The sequence below is a fragment of the Paenibacillus sp. FSL R10-2788 genome (assembly GCF_038003885.1).
Lineage (GTDB): Bacteria > Bacillota > Bacilli > Paenibacillales > Paenibacillaceae > Paenibacillus_AQ > Paenibacillus_AQ odorifer.
In genome coordinates, this window is record NZ_JBBOQA010000001.1 from 6166516 (window position 1) to 6189409 (window position 22894).

At 42.6% G+C, this 22894-nt stretch carries 15 protein-coding genes and 1 pseudogene; 2 read left to right on the top strand and 14 right to left on the bottom strand.

Annotated elements, in window-relative coordinates; all coding sequences use genetic code 11:
- Positions 1 to 363 precede the first annotated feature (363 nt).
- Positions 364 to 569: pseudogene (locus tag NSQ50_RS31680) on the top strand (hypothetical protein); the annotation flags it as partial.
- A gap of 80 nt (positions 570 to 649) precedes the next feature.
- Here the strand turns inward: NSQ50_RS31680 and NSQ50_RS27360 are convergent.
- The 3 genes from NSQ50_RS27360 to NSQ50_RS27370 all read right to left on the bottom strand — a co-directional run bounded on the left by NSQ50_RS27360 (position 650) and on the right by NSQ50_RS27370 (position 2997).
- The gene (locus NSQ50_RS27360) at positions 650 to 1882 is read right to left on the bottom strand and encodes a glycosyl hydrolase family 8 (protein ID WP_235219458.1); all 1233 of its coding nucleotides are present in this window, start codon (positions 1880 to 1882) and stop codon (positions 650 to 652) included.
- 238 nt (positions 1883 to 2120) lie between these two features.
- Positions 2121 to 2657: a DUF2812 domain-containing protein gene (locus NSQ50_RS27365; RefSeq protein WP_036681393.1), complete on the bottom strand. Its 537-nt coding sequence runs from the start codon at positions 2655 to 2657 to the stop codon at positions 2121 to 2123.
- A gap of 16 nt (positions 2658 to 2673) precedes the next feature.
- Positions 2674 to 2997: a PadR family transcriptional regulator gene (locus NSQ50_RS27370; RefSeq protein WP_036681391.1), complete on the bottom strand. Its 324-nt coding sequence runs from the start codon at positions 2995 to 2997 to the stop codon at positions 2674 to 2676.
- A 137-nt stretch (positions 2998 to 3134) separates the two neighbouring features.
- Between NSQ50_RS27370 and NSQ50_RS27375 the strand changes: the two genes are divergently transcribed.
- Positions 3135 to 3305 carry a hypothetical protein gene (locus NSQ50_RS27375; RefSeq protein WP_155288200.1) on the top strand — a complete coding sequence of 57 codons (171 nt, stop codon included), beginning with the start codon at positions 3135 to 3137 and terminating at the stop codon, positions 3303 to 3305.
- Positions 3306 to 3390: 85 nt separating this feature from the next.
- On the opposite strand, the gene NSQ50_RS27380 is transcribed toward NSQ50_RS27375, so the two are convergent.
- The 11 genes from NSQ50_RS27380 to NSQ50_RS27430 all read right to left on the bottom strand — a co-directional run bounded on the left by NSQ50_RS27380 (position 3391) and on the right by NSQ50_RS27430 (position 22681).
- Positions 3391 to 4431, bottom strand: coding sequence for a globin-coupled sensor protein (locus NSQ50_RS27380; protein ID WP_306068392.1), 1041 nt, complete (start codon positions 4429 to 4431; stop codon positions 3391 to 3393).
- A 175-nt stretch (positions 4432 to 4606) separates the two neighbouring features.
- On the bottom strand, positions 4607 to 4936 hold the full coding sequence (locus NSQ50_RS27385; protein ID WP_076142221.1) for a four-helix bundle copper-binding protein: 330 nt from the start codon (positions 4934 to 4936) through the stop codon (positions 4607 to 4609).
- Positions 4937 to 5042: 106 nt separating this feature from the next.
- Positions 5043 to 5363: a metal-sensitive transcriptional regulator gene (locus NSQ50_RS27390; RefSeq protein WP_036681383.1), complete on the bottom strand. Its 321-nt coding sequence runs from the start codon at positions 5361 to 5363 to the stop codon at positions 5043 to 5045.
- A 74-nt stretch (positions 5364 to 5437) separates the two neighbouring features.
- Entirely contained in the window at positions 5438 to 6469 is a 1032-nt protein-coding gene (locus NSQ50_RS27395) for a cation diffusion facilitator family transporter (protein ID WP_256717067.1), read from the bottom strand.
- Positions 6470 to 6699: 230 nt separating this feature from the next.
- Positions 6700 to 13536: an S-layer homology domain-containing protein gene (locus NSQ50_RS27400; RefSeq protein ID WP_340949829.1), complete on the bottom strand. Its 6837-nt coding sequence runs from the start codon at positions 13534 to 13536 to the stop codon at positions 6700 to 6702.
- A 301-nt stretch (positions 13537 to 13837) separates the two neighbouring features.
- A complete protein-coding gene (gene deoD / locus NSQ50_RS27405) occupies positions 13838 to 14554 on the bottom strand; it encodes a purine-nucleoside phosphorylase (protein WP_036681380.1) in 717 nt (238 codons plus the stop codon).
- A gap of 116 nt (positions 14555 to 14670) precedes the next feature.
- Positions 14671 to 15492, bottom strand: coding sequence for a methyl-accepting chemotaxis protein (locus NSQ50_RS27410; protein ID WP_038573397.1), 822 nt, complete (start codon positions 15490 to 15492; stop codon positions 14671 to 14673).
- Between the two features lie 266 nt (positions 15493 to 15758).
- Positions 15759 to 17288 (bottom strand): alkyl hydroperoxide reductase subunit F, encoded by a 1530-nt coding sequence (gene ahpF / locus NSQ50_RS27415; RefSeq protein ID WP_036681374.1) that lies wholly within the window; start codon positions 17286 to 17288, stop codon positions 15759 to 15761.
- Between the two features lie 14 nt (positions 17289 to 17302).
- Entirely contained in the window at positions 17303 to 17866 is a 564-nt protein-coding gene (ahpC, locus tag NSQ50_RS27420) for an alkyl hydroperoxide reductase subunit C (protein ID WP_036681373.1), read from the bottom strand.
- Positions 17867 to 18115: 249 nt separating this feature from the next.
- Positions 18116 to 18994: an aminoglycoside phosphotransferase family protein gene (locus tag NSQ50_RS27425; protein ID WP_036681371.1), complete on the bottom strand. Its 879-nt coding sequence runs from the start codon at positions 18992 to 18994 to the stop codon at positions 18116 to 18118.
- A 93-nt stretch (positions 18995 to 19087) separates the two neighbouring features.
- Positions 19088 to 22681, bottom strand: coding sequence for an alpha-amylase family glycosyl hydrolase (locus NSQ50_RS27430; protein ID WP_340949832.1), 3594 nt, complete (start codon positions 22679 to 22681; stop codon positions 19088 to 19090).
- Between the last annotated feature and the right edge of the window lie 213 nt (positions 22682 to 22894).

Sequence of the window (22894 nt, forward strand, 5' to 3'; positions counted from 1 at the left end):
TACTGCTTATCTGTATGCCGCAAAGTCTTCAGAAAGGTTGTCCCAAAAATAGGGAAATGGTGTGCGATGTGCAGCGTAAGTGTAAACTAATTAGGGAAATACTCCCTGAAAATAGCCGATATTCGCTCTAAAAGGACAAAATCAGGGAATTCCTCCCTAATAATCAGGGAGATTTCTTTATTAGTTACTGAATCGGCCAAAATTTAGGGAAGTTTTCCCTAATTATATGTCTTATGAACAGAAATCTCTGAATTTCAGGGAGAAATTCCCTAATTGCTGTATAAGTGCTTCGCTTATTGCATCATTTGGAGCATCACTAGGTACGCCCCTTGATTCAATTGGTTATCAAATAAAGGATGCTCCGCCGTACGCCGAATGATGAAACCGCAAAGTGTATTTGGATAACCGAAGAACAAACGAAGATTGCGGGGATCTCGGGGATTCCAGTGATTTCTGCTTTGCGGCACAAAAAAGTGACGTTAGAGATCGGGTGGCTTTCACTTGCCCATAATTTACTGAAGCAAGCTGCAGTTGACCAAAAATGCAGAACAGCGATTCTCCAATATTAGGAGAATCGCTGTTCTGTTTGGCTTTTATGGTTTTGGGCATGAACGTTTTGGGGACAGCCTTTTTCTACCTAAATATTCTCTTAATAGGTCCACCAGTTGCCAGACATAACGATCATCGAAAACAGCTTGATGCTGTCTTCATAGTAATCTTCTGCAGCACTGCTTGCTGTGTGGCTCCAGAGAGAATTCAACCAGCTTTGGTAAGTTGATGAGGTCATCGCACTGACCCCAAATGGAGCATAGAAGGCACCGCTGTTGTAACTTCCAAATACGGTTCCGTTTAGCTTGTACCCATCTTTTATACTACCAGGTGTACTGCTTACTTTAGTCTTAATCCAGCTATTCATCTTATTAAGCTGCGTAAGCGCCCTGTTGTCTCCAGTAATCAAATAGTCTGTTGCAATACGCCATGGGGTACGACAAGAATTGTAATTGTAATTCCCGTCATTGGCATCTTCAAGGAAATTCGCCGCAGCAGGTTTATACACACCCCCAGAGTAAACTACGAAATCAGGCAAGAGTCCAGTGCTAGAGCTATAACCCGTATAAAGGCTATTTATAATCGTGTACGTTTTATCGATAACATTCGTCCAGCGGGTATCTCCTGTAGCCTGTTGGAATGCTTTTAAATGATTTAGCATGAAATCCGAAGGTCTAGTTGCTGTATTATACGAGCCACTATTCGCCCAGTCACCTAGACGAATCGTCCACTGTGTCTGGTTAATCTCATTGTCCATAATCGCATTGATGATATCTTTTGCAGCTTGTAAATAATTGATCGTACCACTACTTCCCCACTGCTTGTCCGCAAGCAGCAATGAGAAAGCTATATCCATATCTCCATCTGTAGCCGAATCCTCTCCTTCAATGTTTTGAAAGCTGCTATTTTGCTTCCAGGACATCAAATAAGGGTTAATTGTACTTGGATGAGCCTTGTAATAATTATATAAGCCGTCAAAATAAGTCTGAGCATTACTGTCATAACCAGCCATCAAAACTGTGAACAACATCCCGTAACCATGTGCTTCAGATACCGTTTCTCCATCTGAATTATACTTAACGTAATATTTGCCAGTGCCAGCTGGTTTGAGATAGGCCGTTTTCCACGCATCCCATTTGGTCTTCACTGAATTATCCATACTGGTCTGGGTTACATTGTTCGGCTTGATAGATCCACTCGTGTAGGTGGTGTGTTGCGGAAAAGGTTTGTTCACTGCTGCAAACGCGGAACCGGCAGGAAGAATACTAATTATCAAACATACGACAATAAGGCTTCTCCAACTCAACCTAAGCTTTGCATTCTTCTTCATCATTCATTGCCTCCTCTTCAATTGTGGTAATAAATTTGAAAGAAAACAGCAAGCTAATTCGTATTCGCTATCATTGTAATACAGAATATGGAATTAATATATAATAAATCCCATTAATAGATCATTAGTACTATATATCTGAGACTTAGATTTGTTCTCACTCCTCAACTAAAAAAAGGATGGTTCCACAACCAACTTCATTCATGGCTGTGCATACATCCTTTAGATAAAAATTCATTCGCTATTCTCGTAATTTATTTAATTTAAGTCGATACGCAATGTATGGAAGACCCGGAAAGACCAACATACAAAGTGTGACCACTACTAACACTAGGCTGATATTCCTCACCATCTCAGGTAACCATCCATTAACGCCCAAGATCGCTAGGAAGATAAAAACAATCAAAGCTATAAGCAATGGCAAGGCTGCTTTGCTCATCGTTTTCTTTTCACGTTCATATTTGTCAATGAGGGTCCCAGTGTCTGAGTAGATAGGCGCCGTACCTGCAGCTGCCCGAAAGATATGAAACCCATTTCCGGCAGAACAGACATAGGTCCATCCGGCATCTTCAAAAATCAAATAATACTCCTCATCCACATTCGTGTGATAATCTACACTGTACTCAAAAGTCTGGGGATCTCCCTTTCTTAACTTATAACCAAATGGTGCAAAGCTTTCCAGGAGCCAGCCCCTTTTGGCATACTTACTCAATTTCTGCATATCACCTTTTTCAGTAAAAGCTAAGCCCCCGCTGGTCACATATTTTGTATTCTTCATGCCTATTCCCCACCTTTTATTTGAGAATTTGTTCTGCATGTCTAATCATTTCTTTTCGGCGCTCTACTTCTTTTCTTAGCAATCCAATCCCTTTTTCTGTTGCAATATACGTTTTTCGTTTGTCATCCTCTTCTTCTTTATACAGCTCAATAAATTCAGCCGCTAACAGCTTCTTAATAGTTGTATACATGGAAGCAGGCCCAATTGAAAATTGATTGTTCGTCATCGTTTCGATCGATTTCATAATTAGATATCCGTGTTTGGCTTCGACTAAAGATAAGAGAATATAAAATGCAGTGTCTGTGAGCTCTCCCATTTCCAATGAGTCCGTTCTTGACACTTAATCACCTCCTCATATGTATCATTAAAAGATATATCATTAAATGAACTATATCTTTTAATGATATACTTGTCAACTGCTGGCATAAAATTCAAACTACCTTCTCATACTAGGTGAAGAATATGGAGGTGAATGTCATGCCCAAAAATAGTGCCAATCCCAAAGAAGCTCCAGGTAAACATCAACCAAGTAAGAAAAACAATGCGGAGAATAACAACAATTTCAATGAAGCCGCTCAGATGGTGAACATCGATAAGGCTGCTGATTATGTGCCCAGCTTAAACGGTGTCTCCAAAACTGATGTCTAAGCTAGACCGCTAATAACTTCTTATATTTCAAACAAAAAAACACTCCTCAGAATTTTCTGAAGGAGTGTTTCAATCCGTGGCAGCTTCATTTCAAGCTCTCTAACTCAGCAGTCACTTTTTCAATTAAGTTCACGAAGGAAGCCAGCTCTTGAGAGCTTTTGACTTGATCCTTGGAATACATGGAGTTATGTTCTGATTCTTTTTTCACCTTGGAAAGGGTGGCATTGATATTGTCTAGTTTCTGGTCAATGGTTACCAATGAATCCTTTGAGCGGCGGGCTAGCTTACGAACCTCATTAGCCACAACTTCAAACCCTCTTCCAAACTCTCCAGCTCTGGCCGCTTCAATAGCCGCATTTAAGCCTAAAAGATGCGTATGATCAGCCACTTCTCTAATCATCGTACCCACTTGATGAATAGACTCCACCTCTTTGTCTAAATATAATACCGTTTGATGCGTTTTCTCTTGATAATCAGCATTTTTACTAGCTAAACTTTCTATCGATTCACTGCTATCCTTTAATTGAACCATCAAAGATACCAGCTCCTGAACGGCTGAACTCACTCCTGTAAGCAGGTGATTTTGCTTCTCCAGCAAGTTTTCAATTTTTGCTTTTTCATCCACTTCATAGGCTTCAAGAACGAGCTGTGAATCGAGATTAAACATCTTGGTTAAGGCATGAATAACAGGCTTCCACTCGTTTGGTAATATCCGTTCAAAATAAGCAGTAGCCAGATCCAGATATAATATGTACGTCCCCAAATACCAATTCGTTGTTAATCCAATACGAGAATGGATTTTCCCGATAAGCAAACGTCTTTCAATAAATGCTTCATCGATCACACCAGAGGCCATGGATAAAAAATACCACTGCTGTGTTTCTTTTAATCGATCCAGTGTACTGTGCTGCTCAATGATGTGGAGCAATTCTGGCTCCATCGTCATCTGTTTATACAGTTCCTCAACCAATGAGCTAACGATTAAGTTGAATTCTTTCTCCTTGCTTTTTAATAATTCTAAATCAGCCTCAGTAATCCCTATGTAGCTAACTTGCTGGAGTCGTTCTGGACTAAGATTGATCATAACGTTGTTAACATCCCCCTCATTCTGTTTTTTCTCAGCCATCCCCTATGGCATCTATATCTCTTGATTATAAAGGTATTATTTCAATAAATTTTAACACTATATTTACCTATATTGCTTAATAATTTTACAAAACCTCACTAGTTGTCCTTAGATTTGGCTTCCTATTCACGAATAAAGGACTGCCGCGGCAGCCCTTTCAGTTTCAAGCTTTAATTTATGCCGCCATTTCACGGCAAACTTTTGCACAAGCAAAACAAGCTTCTGCACATTGCTGGCAATGTTCATGATCATGCTTTTGGCATTCGTTGCCGCAGGCTTCACAAGCTTCTGCACAAGCCAGACAAATTTCTTTTGCATATTTACTGTTCATCGACATCGCATGAGCTGCGAACTCGCATATATCTGCACATTCACGATCCAGGCGAATGCACTCCTTCATCATCCCCACATGATCCTCATCCAAACAAGCTGAGTAACAGTGATTACAAGCTACCATACATTTCAAACACTCTTCAATACACACTTTGTAGTTTTGATGTGCCATAACACATACTCCTCTCGAAATCATAAATTAGGATAGTCCCCTACTCTATATATACCCAATTTGAGCAAATAAAAAAGGATTCCAAGGAATCCTTCCGATTGATCAATTATCTAATTAATTTATTGATGGTAACTAATAGCTCATCCAGTACCTCGTTCTCACCATCCTGGATACGTTCCACTACACAACTTTTCATATGATGCTCCAGCAAAAGCTTGCCCACGCCGTTCAATGCAGATTGGACCGAGGAGATTTGATGCAGCACATCATCACAATAGGTGTCTTTTTCAATTAACCCTTTTAGCCCTCTAACTTGACCTTCAATTCTATTGAGCCGGCTAATCAAATTCTTTTTAGTTTTATCTGAGTGATGACTTTTCCGCTCATCCGTACTGCATGATTCATGCTCGTGAGTCAGATTATCCATGCACCGATCACCCCTTTCCTCGTATTTTTATTATACTATAGCCCCCCTATTCTATTCAAAAAATAAATCATTGATTAGATTTTCAATTCTTCATGAACTATAGCGGAAGTTTCAACCTGAATGGTTGTATGTTGAATTTTGAAATGATCGGCAATTAACCGAATCGCTTGCTGCAAAATGCGTTGGTCATCTGCTTCCTCTTCAATTAAGATATGACAGCTGAGTGAATCTAAGCCCGAAGTTATGGTCCAGATATGCAGGTCATGAACATTTCTAACCCCCTCAATGCTTTCGAGGATTTCCTTTACTTCAGCTGGATTAATTGTAATCGGTGTGCCTTCCATAAGGACATGAACGGTATGTTTGATAATTCCCCATGCCCCTCTAAGAATCAATAGAGCAACCAGAACGCTTATGATAGGATCTGCAACATACCAGCCAAAAATCATCATAATTAAACCGGCAATAATCGCCCCTACCGAACCTAAAGCATCACCAAGCACATGGAGATAAGCACTACGGAGATTAATATTATTTTTCACATCCCCTTTTCTCATAAGCGACCATGCACTAGCTACATTGGCTAAAAGACCAATACTTGCGATCAGCATCATAGAACCACTGGCAACCGTCGGCGGATCAAAAAATCGCCCATAAGCTTCTACAATGATAAATCCAGCAACTACAAATAAAGTAACTCCGTTTAAAAGTGCCGCCAAAATTTCAAATCGATGAAATCCGTACGTTTTGTTCGGAGAAGCAGGTTTGGTTGCGAACCAGACCGCTACTAGGCTTAATGCTAGAGAGCTTGCATCGTTTAGCATATGCCCACTGTCCGATAACAGGGCTAAGCTGTTGGTAATTAACCCTCCAAAAAACTCCAAAAACATAATTCCAACCGTAATGATTAACGCAATCATAAGCCCTTTTTTATTTCCACTTGGATCAAAATGATGATGCCCGTGAGCGCCATGCGAGTGATTGTGTCCTTCATGAGAGTGACTGTGTCCTTCATGAGAGTGGTCGTGGTTACTGTGATCGTGATTGGCCTGTTGCCTGTGTGCATTCTCGACCTGATGATTGTGTCTTTTCTTCTTGTTCATCATGCTTAACCTCCTATTACCTTCAGCTAGATAGTATTCGTAGCCCTGCGCAGTTACATTCAAAAGCTCCAGTTAATAATAACATATGAGCATGTGTTCATATGTTATTATTAACTGGATTTTTCTTCTTGTCAATAAAAAAGCAACAAATGATTGTCTCTGACCTAATAAAATAAAGAGGACCCTCCGCAGCTCTTCCTGCATGGAGGATCCTCTCGAATCAGAACCGTGTATTAAATCAAATCTGATTGTTGCAGCAATCTTTGGATGATAGCCGCAACTTCTGCTCTCGTAATGAAGGCTTGTGGGGCAAGTACATTTCCGCTTCTGCCCGTGATGATTCCTGCTTGCAGGCTGTCTGCAATGCCACTCTTCGCCCAGCCTGATGCTTCATTCGCATCCGTGTAAATGCTCAGCAGCTCGCTTGCTTCTTTGGCAGGAAGTTTTGTCTTCAAATCGGTAATCACCATAGCTTTAGCAATAATACTCATCGCCTGTTCCCGAGTAATCTTGTCTGTAGGATGGAACGCTCCATCCTCAAAACCGTTGATTAGCTTATAGGAGTAAGCTGTCTGCACCGCATCATTATACCAATCTGAGACCTTCACATCCGTAAAGGATGTTGTTCCGCTCTCCAATTTCAATCCCAATCCACGTACGATAATCGCCGCAAATTCTGCACGTGTAATCTCCTGACTAGGGTTAAACAAATCGTCACCGACTCCATTAATAACCTTACGGGAAGCCATCTCATTGACAATGTCCTTAGCCCAGTGGGTGACGACATCCTTGAAGTTCTGTGGATCTTGAACTACAAAATACGTACTGTTCGTTAAACTGTGTATTTTCGCAAAGTTTTTGCCATCAATGGCAACAATCTGTGTGGGTACATGGCGGATCGTCCCCCCTGCTTCAAGCACTAGCCCAGTCGTAATCTTCTTAAGGTCTACACCATCCGCAAGAGGAATAGTTCTTTCCACATAGGTATTAAACTTAGTGAGTTCAACAGTTTTCCCAGCGTAAGTAACTTTCACCGTGAAATCTAATGGCTGAGCTACCAGCGTTAGCTTTTCATTGGCTGCCAGCATTTCTATTCTTTTCAGTACATCCGCAGTCGGAACAGAAATTGAAATTTGCACCTTCACATCTTGTAGAGCAATGTCTGTGCCAAACTGTTTTGAAATTGCACTGATATCAATCTGAGCTGCTGATATTGTATAAGTACCCTTTGGAGTACGAATGATTAACAGCGCCTGCTTCTGCTCCATATCTTTGATGATTTGACCATTAAGCTCGCCAATAATCACATCTGAAGTCGCAGTCACAGGGATAGTTATAATTGCATTCTGGTCTTCCTTTTCGATGCGTTGCTCTATTTTTGCCTGATCTACAACAATCGTGGTAACCGTCTGCCCGTTATGCTCAGATATCGTTGCTGTTCCGGCATTTTCAACCTTACCGTTCACCAATACCTCAACCATGCTGCTAGATGGTGTAGCTGTAGCTGTAGCAGTGGATCCTGCTGTTGCAGTTGGTGCAGTTGTTGCAGGTGGTGCAGTCGGTGTTGATGTCGGTGATTCTGTTGGTGTTGGTGTTGGTGTTGGTGTTGGTGTTGGTGTTGGCGGTGTAGGTGTAGGTGTAACCTCAACCTCCGTTGATGACTTTGGTGTCACGGAGTTCGAAACTTCAGAAGCTACACTACTACCAGCGCTATTAATCGCTTTAGCTGTAAACGAATAAGTTGTTCCATTCGCTAGACCTGTTACCGTTATTGGACTTGTTGCCCCAACTATTACGATATTACCCGGAGAAGCAGTAACCTCATAATTCGTAATTGGAGTTCCCCCGTTCGAATCAGGAACTGCAAATGTCACAGTCGCCTCGCCATCTCCCGCTACTGCTATTAAGCCCGTAGGTGCAGATGGTGATGTTCTTGGTTTCGTGCTGACTTCGTTAGAAGCTGCACTCTCCCCGCCCGGATTAGATGCCTTAACTACGAAATAATAAGATTGGCCATTAGTTAACCCTGTCACATCATAGTTGTAGACGGACTCGCTTACTGTAGCCACTTGTGTCTCATAGATTCCGGAAGTGATACCTTGATATATAGTGTATCCAATCGCACCCTTCACCGGATCCCATGTTAAGCCGATGATGCCATTACTTGCCACAGGTGAATGAAGTATTGGCGCGCCCGGCGCTGGAACCTGAGGCGTTCTAGTTACTTCATTGGAAGCCGCACTGATACCATCAGGATTAACAGCTTTAACAATAAAATAATAAGCAGTTCCATTAATTAATCCTACAGCATCGTAACTGTTCTCAGAGCCACTTATAGTAGCTACCTCAGCTCCATAAACACCTGAAGCTGTAGACTGATATACAGCGTAACTATCGGTACCATATACGGGACTCCAAGTAATTCGAATATGTCCGTTTCCTGCCGTTACAGACTCAATACTTGGCGCAGCAAGTTCAGGCCAGGTAAGGTCAATAACTGCACTAGTGATCTCTGCAAGACCTGTCGCATCAAATGCCAGTTGGGCTCCGGTGATTCCAGCTGCATTCGTAGCTCCCAGATCCGTAAAGGAAATGACACCTGCTACTGCCGTCAACGTCGTATTCCCCGTCAACGTCCAGCTTCCTGCGTCCTTCTTCGACACAGTAACAACCGAACTGTTGTCGCCAATGTTTACATTCCCAAACTGATCCAGCAAAGTAATTACTGGCTGCTGCGCGAAGCTACCGCCATTGGCTTGCGGAGCACTTACGCCTGTGGTCAGCTTCATTGTCGCTGTGCTACCTGCGACAGGTGCAATGTTCAGCGCCATTGCCGCTGGCGAGGTTACACCTGCTTGGCTGAACATAACCGCTTGCGCGCCAGCTTTGTTCAGCTTCAGATCCACCTGAGCTACACCCTCAACGAAATCAACGTTGATCTTGCTCGGTGAAGCCGCCAAAGCGGTACTTCCTAAGCTTCCGTACGTTCCGTCCGGCGCAACATCATAACCTGATACCGTCACTTCTTTTGTTCCGGTAAACAGAGTGTCCGTGTCGCCCAGCGAATTCTTCACGGTCAGCGTAATGCCATTATCCACACCTACGACAGGTGTCAAAGTCGCCGCTGAGGCGGTAATGCTTTGCGCTCCCTGTGGTTGTGGAAGATTCACGGTAGCGCTAGTGATCTCTGCAAGACCTGTCGCATCAAATGCCAGTTGGGCTCCGGTGATTCCAGCTGCATTCGTAGCTCCCAGATCCGTAAAGGTAATGACACCCGCTACTGCCGTCAACGTCACATTCCCCGTCAACGTCCAGCTTCCTGCATCCTTCTTCGACACAGTAACAACCGTACTGCTGTCGCCAATGTTTACATTCCCAAACTGATCCAGCAAAGTAATTACTGGCTGCTGCGCGAAGCTACCGCCATTGGCTTGCGGAGCACTTACGCCCGTGGTCAGCTTCATTGTCGCTGTGCTACCTGCGACAGGTGTAATGTTCAGCGCTGTTGCCGCTGGCGAGGCTACACCTGCTTGGCTGAACATAACCGCTTGCGCGCCAGCTTTGTTCAGCTTCAGATCCACCTGAGCTACACCCTCAACGAAATCAACGTTGATCTTGCTCGGTGAAGCTGCCAAAGCGGTACTTCCTAAGCTGCCGTACGTTCCGTCAGGCGCAACATCATAACCTGATACCGTCACTTCTTTTGTTCCGGTGAACGTTGTATCTGTATTGCCCAGCGAATTCTTCACGGTCAGCGTAATGCCATTATTCACACCTACGACAGGTGTCAAAGTCGCCGCTGAGGCGGTAATGCTTTGGGCTCCTTGTGGCTCTGGAAGATTCAACGCTACACTGGTGATCTGTGTAAGTCCTGTCGCATCAAATGCCAGTTGGGCTCCGGTGATTCCAGCTGCATTCGTAGCTCCCAGATCCGTAAAGGAAATGACACCTGCTACTGCCGTCAATGTCGTATTTCCCGTCAATGTCCAGCTCCCTGCGTCCTTCTTCGAAACAGTAACAATCGTACTGTTGTCGCCAATGTTTACATTTCCAAACTGATCCAGCAAAGTAATTACTGGCTGCTGCGCGAAGCTACCGCCATTGGCTTGCGGAGCACTTACGCCTGTGGTCAGCTTCATTGTCGCTGTGCTACCTGCGACAGGTGCAATGTTCAGCGCCGTTGCCGCTGGCGAGGCTACACCTGCTTGGCTGAACATAACCGCTTGCGCGCCAGCTTTGTTCAGCTTCAGATCCACCTGAGCTACGCCCTCAACGAAATCAACGTTGATCTTGTTTGGTGAAGCTGCCAAAGCGGTACTTCCTAAGCTGCCGTACGTTCCGTCCGGCGCAACATCATAACCCGTTACCGTCACTTCTTTTGTTCCGGTAAACAGAGTGTCCGTGTCGCCCAGCGAGTTCTTCACGGTCAGCGTAATGCCATTATCTACACCTACAACTGGTGTCAACGTCGCCGCTGAGGCAGTGATGCTTTGCGCTCCCTGTGGTTGTGGAAGATTCACGGTAGCGCTAGTGATCTGTGTAAGTCCTGTCGCATCAAATGCCAGTTGGGCTCCTGTGATTCCAGCTGCATTCGTGGCTCCCAGATCCGTAAAGGAAATGACACCTGCTACTGCCGTCAATGTCGTATTCCCCGTCAACGTCCAGCTTCCTGTATCCTTCTTCGACACAGTAACAACTGTACTGTTGTCGCCAATATTTACATTCCCAAACTGGTCCAGCAGCGTTATCACTGGCTGCTGCGCGAAGCTGCCGCCGTTGGCCTGCGGAGCACTTACGCCCGTGGTCAGCTTCATTGTCGCTGTGCTACCTGCGACAGGTGTAATGTTCAGCGCTGTTGCTGCTGGCGATGCTACGCCTGTTTGGCTGAACACAACCGCTTGCGCGCCAGCTTTGTTCAGCTTCAGGTTCACCTGTGCTACACCCTCAACGAAATTAACGTTGATCTTGCTCGGTGAAGCCGCTAAAGCGGTGCTTCCTAAGCTTCCGTACGTTCCGTCCGGCGCAACACCATAACCCGTTACCGTCACTTCTTTTGATCCGGTGAACGTTGTATCCGTATCGCCCAGCGAATTTTTCACGGTCAGCGTAATCCCATTATCTACACCTACGACAGGTGTCAACGTCGCCGCTGAGGCGGTGATGATATATGCAAGAGTAGGTCCTAGGTTCAGGGTCATTTTAGTGAAATAATCCCCCACGACCTTAAAATTAGTACCATCGTAAATAATGCCATTAAGATTAGAAGTAAGCTCTGATGTTTCCTGAGTCCACGTGGATCCGTCTGCCGAAGAGAATAACTCCCCCTTCAATCCAACAGCCAGAAAACTCCCATTACCAAAGCTGATATTATTTAGTGCGCTAGCTGATATTGTAACCTTCGTAAAAGTTACCAAATCTTCTGTGGTTAGAATTACTGCCTGCTGGCTAAGTGTATCTTCTCCAACCAGAATATAAGCTCTACCATCATAGGCAATTCCCTTTAAAGAAGTATTGGGGAACCCAATCTCTAAGGGCACATTCCACTGTATTCCATCTGATGATTTTGCGATAACAACGCTCTCTTGCTCATAAGTAGTACTATTGTATTTCATCCCAAGAGCTACAAATTGATTATTCAAGTAAGCTACTGTATTAAATGCAAAATCCCCATTTTTAAATCTCTCTGTCCATGAGGTTCCGTTAACTGAAGAATAAATTCCGCCATAATCGGAAACAGCAACGTACTGATTTGTGCCAAAAGCAATACCTGTCAGATTGTCCTGCACTCCGGTATCTGTCGTAGTCCAAGTGTCACCGTTGGTCGAGGTCACCACTTTGGCGTTAAGATTGTAGTTTTCTTTATCTGTAACCGCAATAAACTTCCCTGCTCCATAAGTGACCGCATTCATTCCCGGCAGCTTGGAGGGTGTGACATCGTTCCATACTGCGGAGCTATTAGATTTGTAAATAGAGCCATATTCCCCGGATGAGACGGCAACATAATTGCCATTACCATCCTTAGCAATACTCTTCAGATTACCGCTGACATTACTCCACGCCGATAGGTCAGAAGAAACCAGTAAGCCGTTGCCCCCTGAAGCAACATATTTGCCATTTCCGTAAACCATATTGTTCACCATCATTGTTGTATGGGTATCCGAAGATGTCCACTGGGTGCTGTCCAGCGGAGCCGCAGAAGATTTATAAATTACACCCTGCCCAAACAACAAATAGCTCCCATTTAAAGAACCTCCCCCATAAAATTGCTTGTTATCCCATGAGGCATCAACGGTCCAATTAGCACCGTCTGTAGAGGTGAATACTTTTTTAGCATAAGGAGTCACGATATAACTAAAGAAACGATTATTTAAATAGATTACATTCGTAACATAAGGCCAACTAGAATTATAGTGGTTGATCACAAGATCGGTTAAGGTAACCGTTGTCCAATTGATCAGATTCGTTGAGGTATAATAGACAGCATTGTTAGCAGAGACCACATATTTGTTGTTGCCATAAGCAATATCCGTTAAGCTTTGCATTCCGAATATTGCATTGGTAGAAGTGATTCCTGTGTCTGTCCAGTTAATGCCATCCGAGGATTGTAGTAGAGTTACATCATAAGAAGGTGGATTGGTGCCAGGTTTATATACTGACTGCCATACAAAAAACTTTCCATTGACCGCTTTCAACCTTTCCGGTGTGATAGCTAACGTTTTTTTTGTCCAATTTTCACCATCAAGTGAATTGTATACTGCCTTTTCGCTACCATCAATAGCTAAGAACAGCCCATTAGCGAACACAATAGAAGTTAGTTTGGGGTTCCCCGCCTTTTTTGAGATAGACCAATCTACGCCATTTGATGATGTAGATATCCCTCCTTGGCCCACCGCTACAAAAACATTGTTACCAAATGCAACACTGCTCAAATTCCCAGCTGATGTGGAGCTTTGATCTATGATATTGCTATTGCTGGGTGCTGCATAAATTACTGCAGGCATAAACAGAGAACTGACGATAGAGAATACTAAACTTATTGCTAATAAAAGATTGCCACTCCGCTTAATCACAATTTTCCCCCTTTGGCATTACACCAAAATATAAATACTTCCACCATATGGAGATTAGATGTCTTTTCTAAGATTTGTAGCCATTTGGTTTGATTTTTATATCGGTATAATCCGAGAGAATTATTACGAATTTAACATTAAATTTTGATTAAAAACAACAATAATTTACACGCTTCACCTATCCATTTCCACAACCTTACAAATGAGAAAAAAACCTATTAAATATCAGGACTTAATCCTGAATTTAATAGGCTCTCAAGCTTTTTCTCGTAGAACTTTTTAAGCTGCTTAATCTTTTTTATTAAATAGAAATCGCTGCTTCTAAAGCTACTTCCATCATGCCGTTGAAAGAATTTTGTCTTTCTTCTGCCGTGGTTACAGCATGAGTAACTAACGAATCAGAAATGGTAAGAATACATGCAGCTTGTTTACCTAACACTTTCGCATTATGGAACAACGCATAACTCTCCATTTCTACACAAACACAGCCATGTTCATTGTAAAATTCATTAACTCCAGGCACATTGTCTTCATGATAGAATACATCGCTGGAATGAATTCTCGCCGTCAGAACTGGCTTGTTAATACGTGTAGCCGCTGCTTCAATGACTTCGTTCAATTCTTTACTTGGCAGCTGGATATCTCCTTCTACACCGCTTTGCACATAGGCATATGTAGATTCACTCCACGCGCTATCCGCCAACACCACGTCAAATAAATTCAATTTATCTGTGTATGCTCCAGCACTACCGATACGAATGATGTTTTCCACACCATAGTTTTTGTATAGTTCATAAGAATAAATACCGATACTTGGCATTCCCATTCCCGAACCCATTACCGAAACCTCTTTGCCTTTATAAGTTCCTGTATATCCAAACATATTACGTACCGTATTAAATTGAGTTGGGTTCTCCAAATAGGTTTCTGCAATATACTTCGCTCTCAAAGGATCTCCTGGCATTAATACTGTTTTGGCGATTTCACCATTTTGTGCTGCATTGTGCGGCGTTGACATAATTTATTCCTCCTATGTTAATTACTCATTACTATCTTACTATACCATTCATCATTTTAAATATACGTTTAAAATTTTCTTTTATTGCGACAAAAATACTGCTACTGAATCTCTTTTTATAATTTATTAGCAAACTCGTTAAGTTTTTGGGACATTATCTTTATTTCCTCAATAAATGTAGAAGTATGCTGAACAGACGCCGCCTGTTCTTGGCCGATAGCTGCTATCTTCTCTATCGAATTAGCCATTTGATTCGTAATTCCCTTGATCTGTAACATGGTTTTATTTATGTTTTGCGTTGAGGCAACGGTTTCCCTTGAAAATTTCCGGATTTCCTTGGCTACGACTTCAAAACTTCTACCTTTCTCACCTGCATGCGCTGCTTCTATTGCAGCATTCAGCCCAAGTAAATTCGTTTGATCAGCAACCCTGTTAATAATCGATAGGACCTCTGTTGTATTCTCCACATCTTTTCCAGCCTGCTGAGATTGAATGAGTAGTTCCTGAGAGTGATCCGAAAGTGAACTTACGCCAAAGGAAATATTATTAATTTGCTCATTGGCTTGGGATAATGATTCCGAGATTTGTTCTACAATGGCTTTTAATTCACTTTGTCTTCGAATCTGAACTGCAATCCCGCCAATGACTTGACCCGTTTGATCGTGAAGAGGTGTTGCTGTACCTGTAAACTCAAATCCATAAAAGTGGGCTGGAACATCGGACTTCAAGGTACGATTCTCTTGTATCGCTAAGTAAAGCGGCTCTTCTTTGTTTAAAGATTGTCCTTCGTTAATGTTTAAATTTATGGTGTCGCCAGGAAAATAAGCAACGAACCGTTCCAAATCACATATCGCTATTGATAAATCAGCCGGGATCGATAATTTTATAATAGGTATAAGTGAGATAAATTTGTCTAAAGATTCAATGTTGTTAATCACAGAAATATAGTCTCCATTCCAGCAAAACGTTATTTATAGCGCACCAAGTCTAAGCAGATCATGCCTTACATACATGCATTTAATCTAAATATTTAATTTTGCTTAATTCATATTTTAGATATGTATTCGCGAAAATCTTCATAAAATCCTCCAAAAAAGTTTACAAACACCCATTTCTCTCTCACAAAAGACGGATAACATAAAAAAAGCCCCCACTTTGTGAAAAGTGAGGGCTTTCGTTCTCTTGCTGTTACTAATAATATCGATTAGTTACGGATCAGATAATCAAATGCTCCTAGCGCTGCAGTTGCACCGGATCCCATCGAGATAATGATTTGTTTATAAGCACTATTAGTGCAGTCACCAGCAGCAAATACTCCTGGTAAGCTAGTAGCACCATGGCTATCTACAACAATCTCACCTACGCGAGTACGTTCAACTGTGTCACCTAGCCATTCTGTATTTGGAACCAGACCGATCTGTACAAATACACCCTGCAATTCAACATGGTGAGTCTCTTCTGTCGCACGATCAACATAAGAAATACCATTTACCTTATCAGTTCCGGTAATTTCTTTAGTTTGCACGTTTTTAAGAACAGTAACGTTAGGAAGGCTATAAAGACGATCTTGCAGCACAGCATCAGCTTTGAGCTCTGGAGCAAATTCCAGAACCGTTACATGCTTCACTATACCTGCAAGGTCAATAGCTGCCTCAATACCTGAGTTACCGCCGCCAACAACTGCAACATCTTTGCCTGCAAACAAAGGACCATCACAGTGTGGGCAGTAGGCTACACCTTTGTTCTTGAATTCAGCTTCACCAGGCACGCCCATATTCCGCCAGCGAGCACCTGTAGACAGAATGACCGTCTTACTCTTTAGAACAGCGCCGTTCTCGAGTTCAACTTCAATTAAGTCATTTTTGTCTAGACGTCTGACACGCTGCAATTTCATCACATCAATGCCATACTCTTTTACCTGCTCTTCAAGTTTAGCTACGAGTTGAGGACCTTCAGTGTACTTCACACTAATAAAGTTCTCGATACCAAGCGTGTCGTTAACCTGTCCGCCAAAGCGTTCAGCAACAATACCTGTACGAATACCTTTACGTGCCGCGTAAATGGCTGCACTTGCACCAGCTGGGCCGCTGCCGACAACAAGCACATCATATGGAGCTTTATTGTCAAACTCTGATGCGTCCACACTGCTGCCCATTTTAGCTAAAATTTCTTCAACCGTCATACGACCACTTTCGAAAAATTCACCATTAAGGTAGACGCTTGGAACAGACATAATTTCTTTGCTTTCTACCTCTTCTTTGAATACTCCACCGTCAATCATCGTATGGGTAATGCCCGGATTAAAGATACTCATAAGATTCAGTGCTTGTACAACATCAGGGCAATTATGACAGCTCAGGCTAACATAAGTTTCAAACTTATATTCGCCACTAATGCCTTTGATCTGATCAATTACACTTTGCTCAACCTTAGGAGCTCTTCCGCTAACCTGCAACAGAGCCAATACTAATGAGGTAAATTCGTGTCCAAGCGGAGTTCCGGCAAAGGTTACGCCCGTATCTTCACCCACACGATTTACACTAAAGCTTGGGGTTCTAGATAGTTCGGTTCTTTCCACCGTAATCCTAGCTGACATTTTGGCAATTTCATCAACTAGTTCAGTCATCTCTTGTGATGCCTCGTCAGCGCCTGCACTGAGTTTCAGTACTACATCGCCTTCCAAGAGTTCTAGGTATTGCGCTAGTTGAGCTTTTATTTCTTGATCTAGTTTCATTTAGCTTTCGCTCCTTAAATCTTACCTACAAGATCGAGACTTGGTTTAAGGGTTTCTGCACCTTCCGACCATTTCGCTGGGCAAACTTCACCTGGATGATTGCGTACATATTGCGCTGCTTTAATTTTGTTAACAAGAGCGCTAGCATCACGGCCGATACCACCAGCATTAATCTCAACAGTTTGAATAACACCGTCTGGGTCAATGATGAATGTACCACGATCAGCAAGACCGTCAGCTTCGATCAATACATCAAAGTTGCGGGAAACCACATGGGAAGGATCGCCGATCATAATGTATTTCACCTTGCCAATTGCTGCGGAGCTTTCATGCCATGCTTTATGTGTAAAGTGTGTGTCAGTAGAAACGGAATATACTTCAACACCTAGTTGTTTGAGGGTTTCATATTGGTTCTGCAAATCTTCTAGTTCAGTTGGGCATACGAATGTGAAGTCAGCTGGGTAAAAGCAAACTACACTCCATTTACCTTTGAAGTTTTCTTCTGTAACATCGATAAATTTCCCATCTTGAAATGCGCTTGCTTTGAATGGTAGTACTTCTGTTCCGATTAATGACATATTGTTTAATCTCCTTTGGGTTTAATTTATGAATAGAGTGGATACTATTTATAATTATTATAATTAACCAAATTAAGGCCTGTCAAGTTATTTATAATAATTCTAATATGATAATCGTTGTCAGTCGCTAAATGTTCATACAAATTCCTTTCTTTCGGATTTAAATACAACACTTTATCATCTGACTGATGCTCATTCGTGCTTATTGACTATTATGGTTTAGTTTACATGTTTTATGTAGTTCAATTTCTACAATTCGATGTCTTCTACTATTAGATTGATAATATTCAAGGATTCTTCCGCTACTGTTGGATTAGAATATCGATTTCCATTATAGGTGATCAGTGCTTTCCATAAAGCCCACCCTCTTGCTCTATTCCACGTTTGTGCATCCATGTTTAATACCTTTTTAAAGATCCTTCTACTAGCCTCATCAAAAAAAGTCCACGCCATTGCAGCATCACAAGCAGGATCACCCACCCCTAATATGCCAAAATCAATGACTGCACAAAGCTGTCCGTCTTTGACTAATATATTTCCAGGTGCGACATCACCATGAACCCAAACTGGTTCTGACTCCCATTCAGAGTCTAATGCCAGTTCCCAGATCTTTTTCAATAGACCTTCATTAAAAATATCTTTATTATGCTCAATCGCATTTCTAGATTCCTCATCATATACAGCTAAGGACCCACCTCTATAAAAATTATGCTCTCCTGCTAAAGGTCCCCCACTAGCATCAATAGACTGTAATTCAATTAAAAAGCTCCCCAAGTCTCTCGCAAATTGATTGAGATCATTAATGTTCTCATGGGATAAAGTCTCTCCCTCTAGCCACTTATTAATAGACCAAGGCCAGGGATATTCTTTGTTAGGTGTCCCTTTCGCTAATGGTGTTGAAATAGGTAACGTAAGTCCTTTCCTTAAAAAAGGTAACCATAGTTGTTCTTTCTCCACTTGGGGAACATAAGCGGCTGCACTTGGTAATCGCACACTCATCTGTTCACCTAAATGAAAAGTCCGATTATCATGCCCACTGAATTTCACAGACCTGATCTCTAAATCGGACCATTTAGGAAATTGTTCATTTATTAATCTTGCTACTAAATCGACGTCTATAGTATGCATAATATCTCTCCACATATATGAAATTGAAGCAACACCAGTTGCGGAATCCGAGCTGATGTTGCTTCTTTTTAACTATGAAATGGATACAAGGGTCTACTTCAGATAGGTTCCTGACTCTCCGATTCCACCACTACCGTTCAATACATATACACGCGCATTTCCTTTCCCGGAGCAGTTGATTGTGATCACACCGTTGGTAACGGTTTTCGTATCACCAGTGACCGCATCCACATAAGTTCCGTTAGGAATTCCGGTGAATGTTGCATTTCCTGAGATCGTAACCAAAGCAAAGCTATCGATTCCTTTGGTACTATCAGTGTATCTTCTTTTAAATGCCAAATCACCTGATACATTTTCTGTAGAATATTGGCCTTTTTGCAATGCAGGAACAGCTCTTCTGATTAAATTAAGTTGTCTGATATGTTTCGCCAGAGGATAATTTAACGAGTCTGCAAGTGTGCCAGTAGCATTGGTATATTTACCGTAATCTTGAACAGTAACACTACCCTCAATATGATCGCCAAAGTAAGCACGGCCTGTTGTACTTAACGGTGCATTTGGACCTACATCGATGACTGATCCTTTTTTAAACTCAATTTCAGAACCATAATAGATCGCAGGTATTCCTCGGAAGGTGAACATCAGAGCGAGATTCTCAGCCCAAGTGTCCTGTGTGCCGGCAAATCTTTGATTTTCTGGTGCCTGGTCAGGTGCATAGTCATGAGAGTCAATATAAGTTACATTCCAGGTAGCATCATTATAGAATTGATCACCGCTTCTCATACTGAATGCTTCCTGAGCAGTCTTGAAGGCCCAGTGCATTGGAAAGTCAATAACATCCATACCCGATTTCATCGAATAGTCAGGCGTATGATAAGTATTTCCTGTTAAAAAAGCATTGTTCGAGGTAGGTTGTCCTGCTGTAGTAGAGTTATCTGCCCACTCTTGTTCCACCGATAGCTTGTTGGAAGCGTAATCATTTTGACCGTCACCCGGATAGGATTTTGAGCTTTTCCAAGTATAAAATGGTGTTGATATCGCCGGGATTCCACTGTTCCAGACATCTCTGTACCGAGTAGCCACTTCCCCAAAGACAAAGAAGTCTGAGCCTCCTCTTGTTTTCCATGCCGGCACAAAATATTTGTTAAAAATATACCGGCTTACATGCTTTACAGTATCGACCCGGAAAGCATCCACACCCATATCAATATATTGATTATAGCTGTCGATTAGATACTGATTCACTAGAGGATTTTCTGTGTTTAAGTCTACACAGTCTCCCGCAATCTGTCCTGTCTGGACGGTGTAAGACTCCCAAGAAAGACTTTTTTCCGTATGGTAAATGTTATTGTTAGTCTCCGCAGTCTTCATTAAGGCAAGTCTTGCCTGATATTGCTGATCAGGGGTCATGGAATCATAGTTAGCTGGCAGCTTATCCGTAATTTTGAGCATGTTACTCACGGTGTCCGCCGCCGCCGGATCTTTTTTGAACATCGGGAACAGATTTTCTTCTCCAAAATTACCGGTATGATTGACGACAATATCTTGAATAACCTTTATCCCTCTCGCGTGTGCTGCATTGATCAAATCCTGATAAGATGCCCCTGCGGATTCATATCTTGGATCTATTTTCGCAAAATTTATTGCATGGTACCCATGATAATCATAACCGCTGGCATTCTGCACCACAGGTGTAATCCAGATGGCACTGAATCCTAAGGCTTTAATGTAATCGAGCTTTTGAATCAGTCCTTTGAAATCCCCTCTCCAAGCTGGATCAGAGTCCGGATTTCCTGCCTTGGCATCCTCCCATGCATGCTCGTTGTTACTGGAATCACCGTCATAGAACCGGGAAGTGATTACAAAATAAATCGTATCTTCACGAAAATCGCCCTTATTACCAATGTTATAAACAAAACTCTGTTTGGTTTCATTTCCGGCACCATCGATCACAAGGAATTTTAAGGTTGTCGTCTTGTTAATCAAGATAGACGGTCCCGCAAGAGATGTTAGTGCATTGCCTGAAATATAGACTTTTGAACTCGTTGTTGGTTCCGTACCATTATCTGTGTAATATGCTGTGGTTGTTGCCGCCTTGTTGTCTTTTATATTAAAAGATACGGAAACCGCTGAGCTCGAATTCCCAACAGGCAGATTCGCAGTGATAATCGGAGCTTGCAAATCGGCATTCAGATCAATCACATAAGCAAAAGAGCCTACATTACCCGCTTGCCCTATAGAGTTAACGCCGAATGCTTTGATAGTCAAAGAAGAAGGTACTTGGATTGGAGTCGTATACAACGTTGAGGTTGTCGTAGGTGTTGATCCGTCGGTCGTATAATAAATTTTATCGCCGCTATTTGTACTGGATAGGGTCACCGTTTGGGCAGAATCATAGGTTTTGGGCACAGGAGAGACGGATATCACCGGAACCTTAGGAACGTCTGGATTGGCGTCATACCATACGTTATCTGAGTTATACCAGCCCTCTTTTACGCTGCGAGATAAGTCGCCCGTTTGTTTGCCATTGCCGTCATTAAAGATCAGGCTTGCACCTGTAGCATTCGGAACAGTATAGCTATACCAATCGTTTCCGTCCGATTTCATCAGTATTCCCGGCCATGCTCCACTAGTCGGAACGGTTGCCGGATTCAGATTCCAGTAATGGATGCGGATCGCTGCATTCCAGCTTGCTGGTTTCTTAAAGTGAACGGTTAGCCCCGCTGAAGTAGGTGTAGGTGTTGGCGTCACTGTTGGCGTTGGTGTAGGAGTTACGGTAGGTGTTGGCGTTGGTGTGGGTGTTATGGTAGGTGTTGGCGTCACTGTTGGTGTAGGAGTTACCGTAGGTGTTGGTGTCACTGTTGGTGTAGGAGTTACCGTAGGTGTTGGTGTCACTGTTGGTGTAGGAGTTACCGTAGGTGTTGGTGTCACTGTTGGGGTAGGAGTTATCGTTGGTGTTGGTGTAGCTCCGGCCGAAAGGGTCACATAGTCGATATTAATATTCCCGCTATCATCTGAGTCATATTTATAAGCAAGCGTGTTATTTCCTGCCTGTAAGGAGAGTGTTTCTGTTTGGTCTGCCCATGTATCCCAGTTGGTCAGGTTGGCTAATGTTGTCTGTGTAACCTTTATTCCATTGACATAAATGGACACCTTTTTAGCACTGCCGGATGCATTAGCATAGTGAAGCGTGGCATTATAGGACCCTTCTGCGGAAGCCTGGACGTTAAAAGTGGCAGTTGCTCCTGTAGTTGTGTATCCATCAACAAAACCGGTGCCCGAATATCCGGTGTGATTCGTATTTACTTTTGCACCACCAGACAGGGATGCACTCTCTGCTTCGTATTTCCCGGCAACCGGAATAACAACCGTCCAGTTCTTCCCGCCGTTATTGTCCCAACTATCCGTTGGAGCCGTGATGTGATAACAATAAATTAGGGTGGCGCCTTCCTGAACATTGAGGTTGGCGGTGAACGTGGTTCCATTTTTGGTCATCACCGTGTCCGTAGTATTAGCCCAGTTATTCGTAGTCCAATGTAAGGTCACAGCTGTCGCTGTAGGATTGGTATAGGTGACTGTATGATCCGTATTGCTGGCCGATGCTCCACCCGATAAACCAAATAAACTAAAAATGAGCGAAAAAATAATTAACCACGAAATATAACGCCTGGATTGTTTGGATACCAAGTAAATAACCTCCTCATAATTTTAAGTGCAGCTTACGATTTTAAGCGCTATCGTGGTGTGCAAACGTTTGCAAAAATGAGAAAAAAAGAAATACTTGATAGTTTTGATCTCCTCCTTCCATGATAAATAAGGAAAAAGCTCATTGAATGCGTTTACAAATAGCTCTATATGTGATGGATTTTCCTTGTTAAGATTATAGGCGCCAAACTTTTG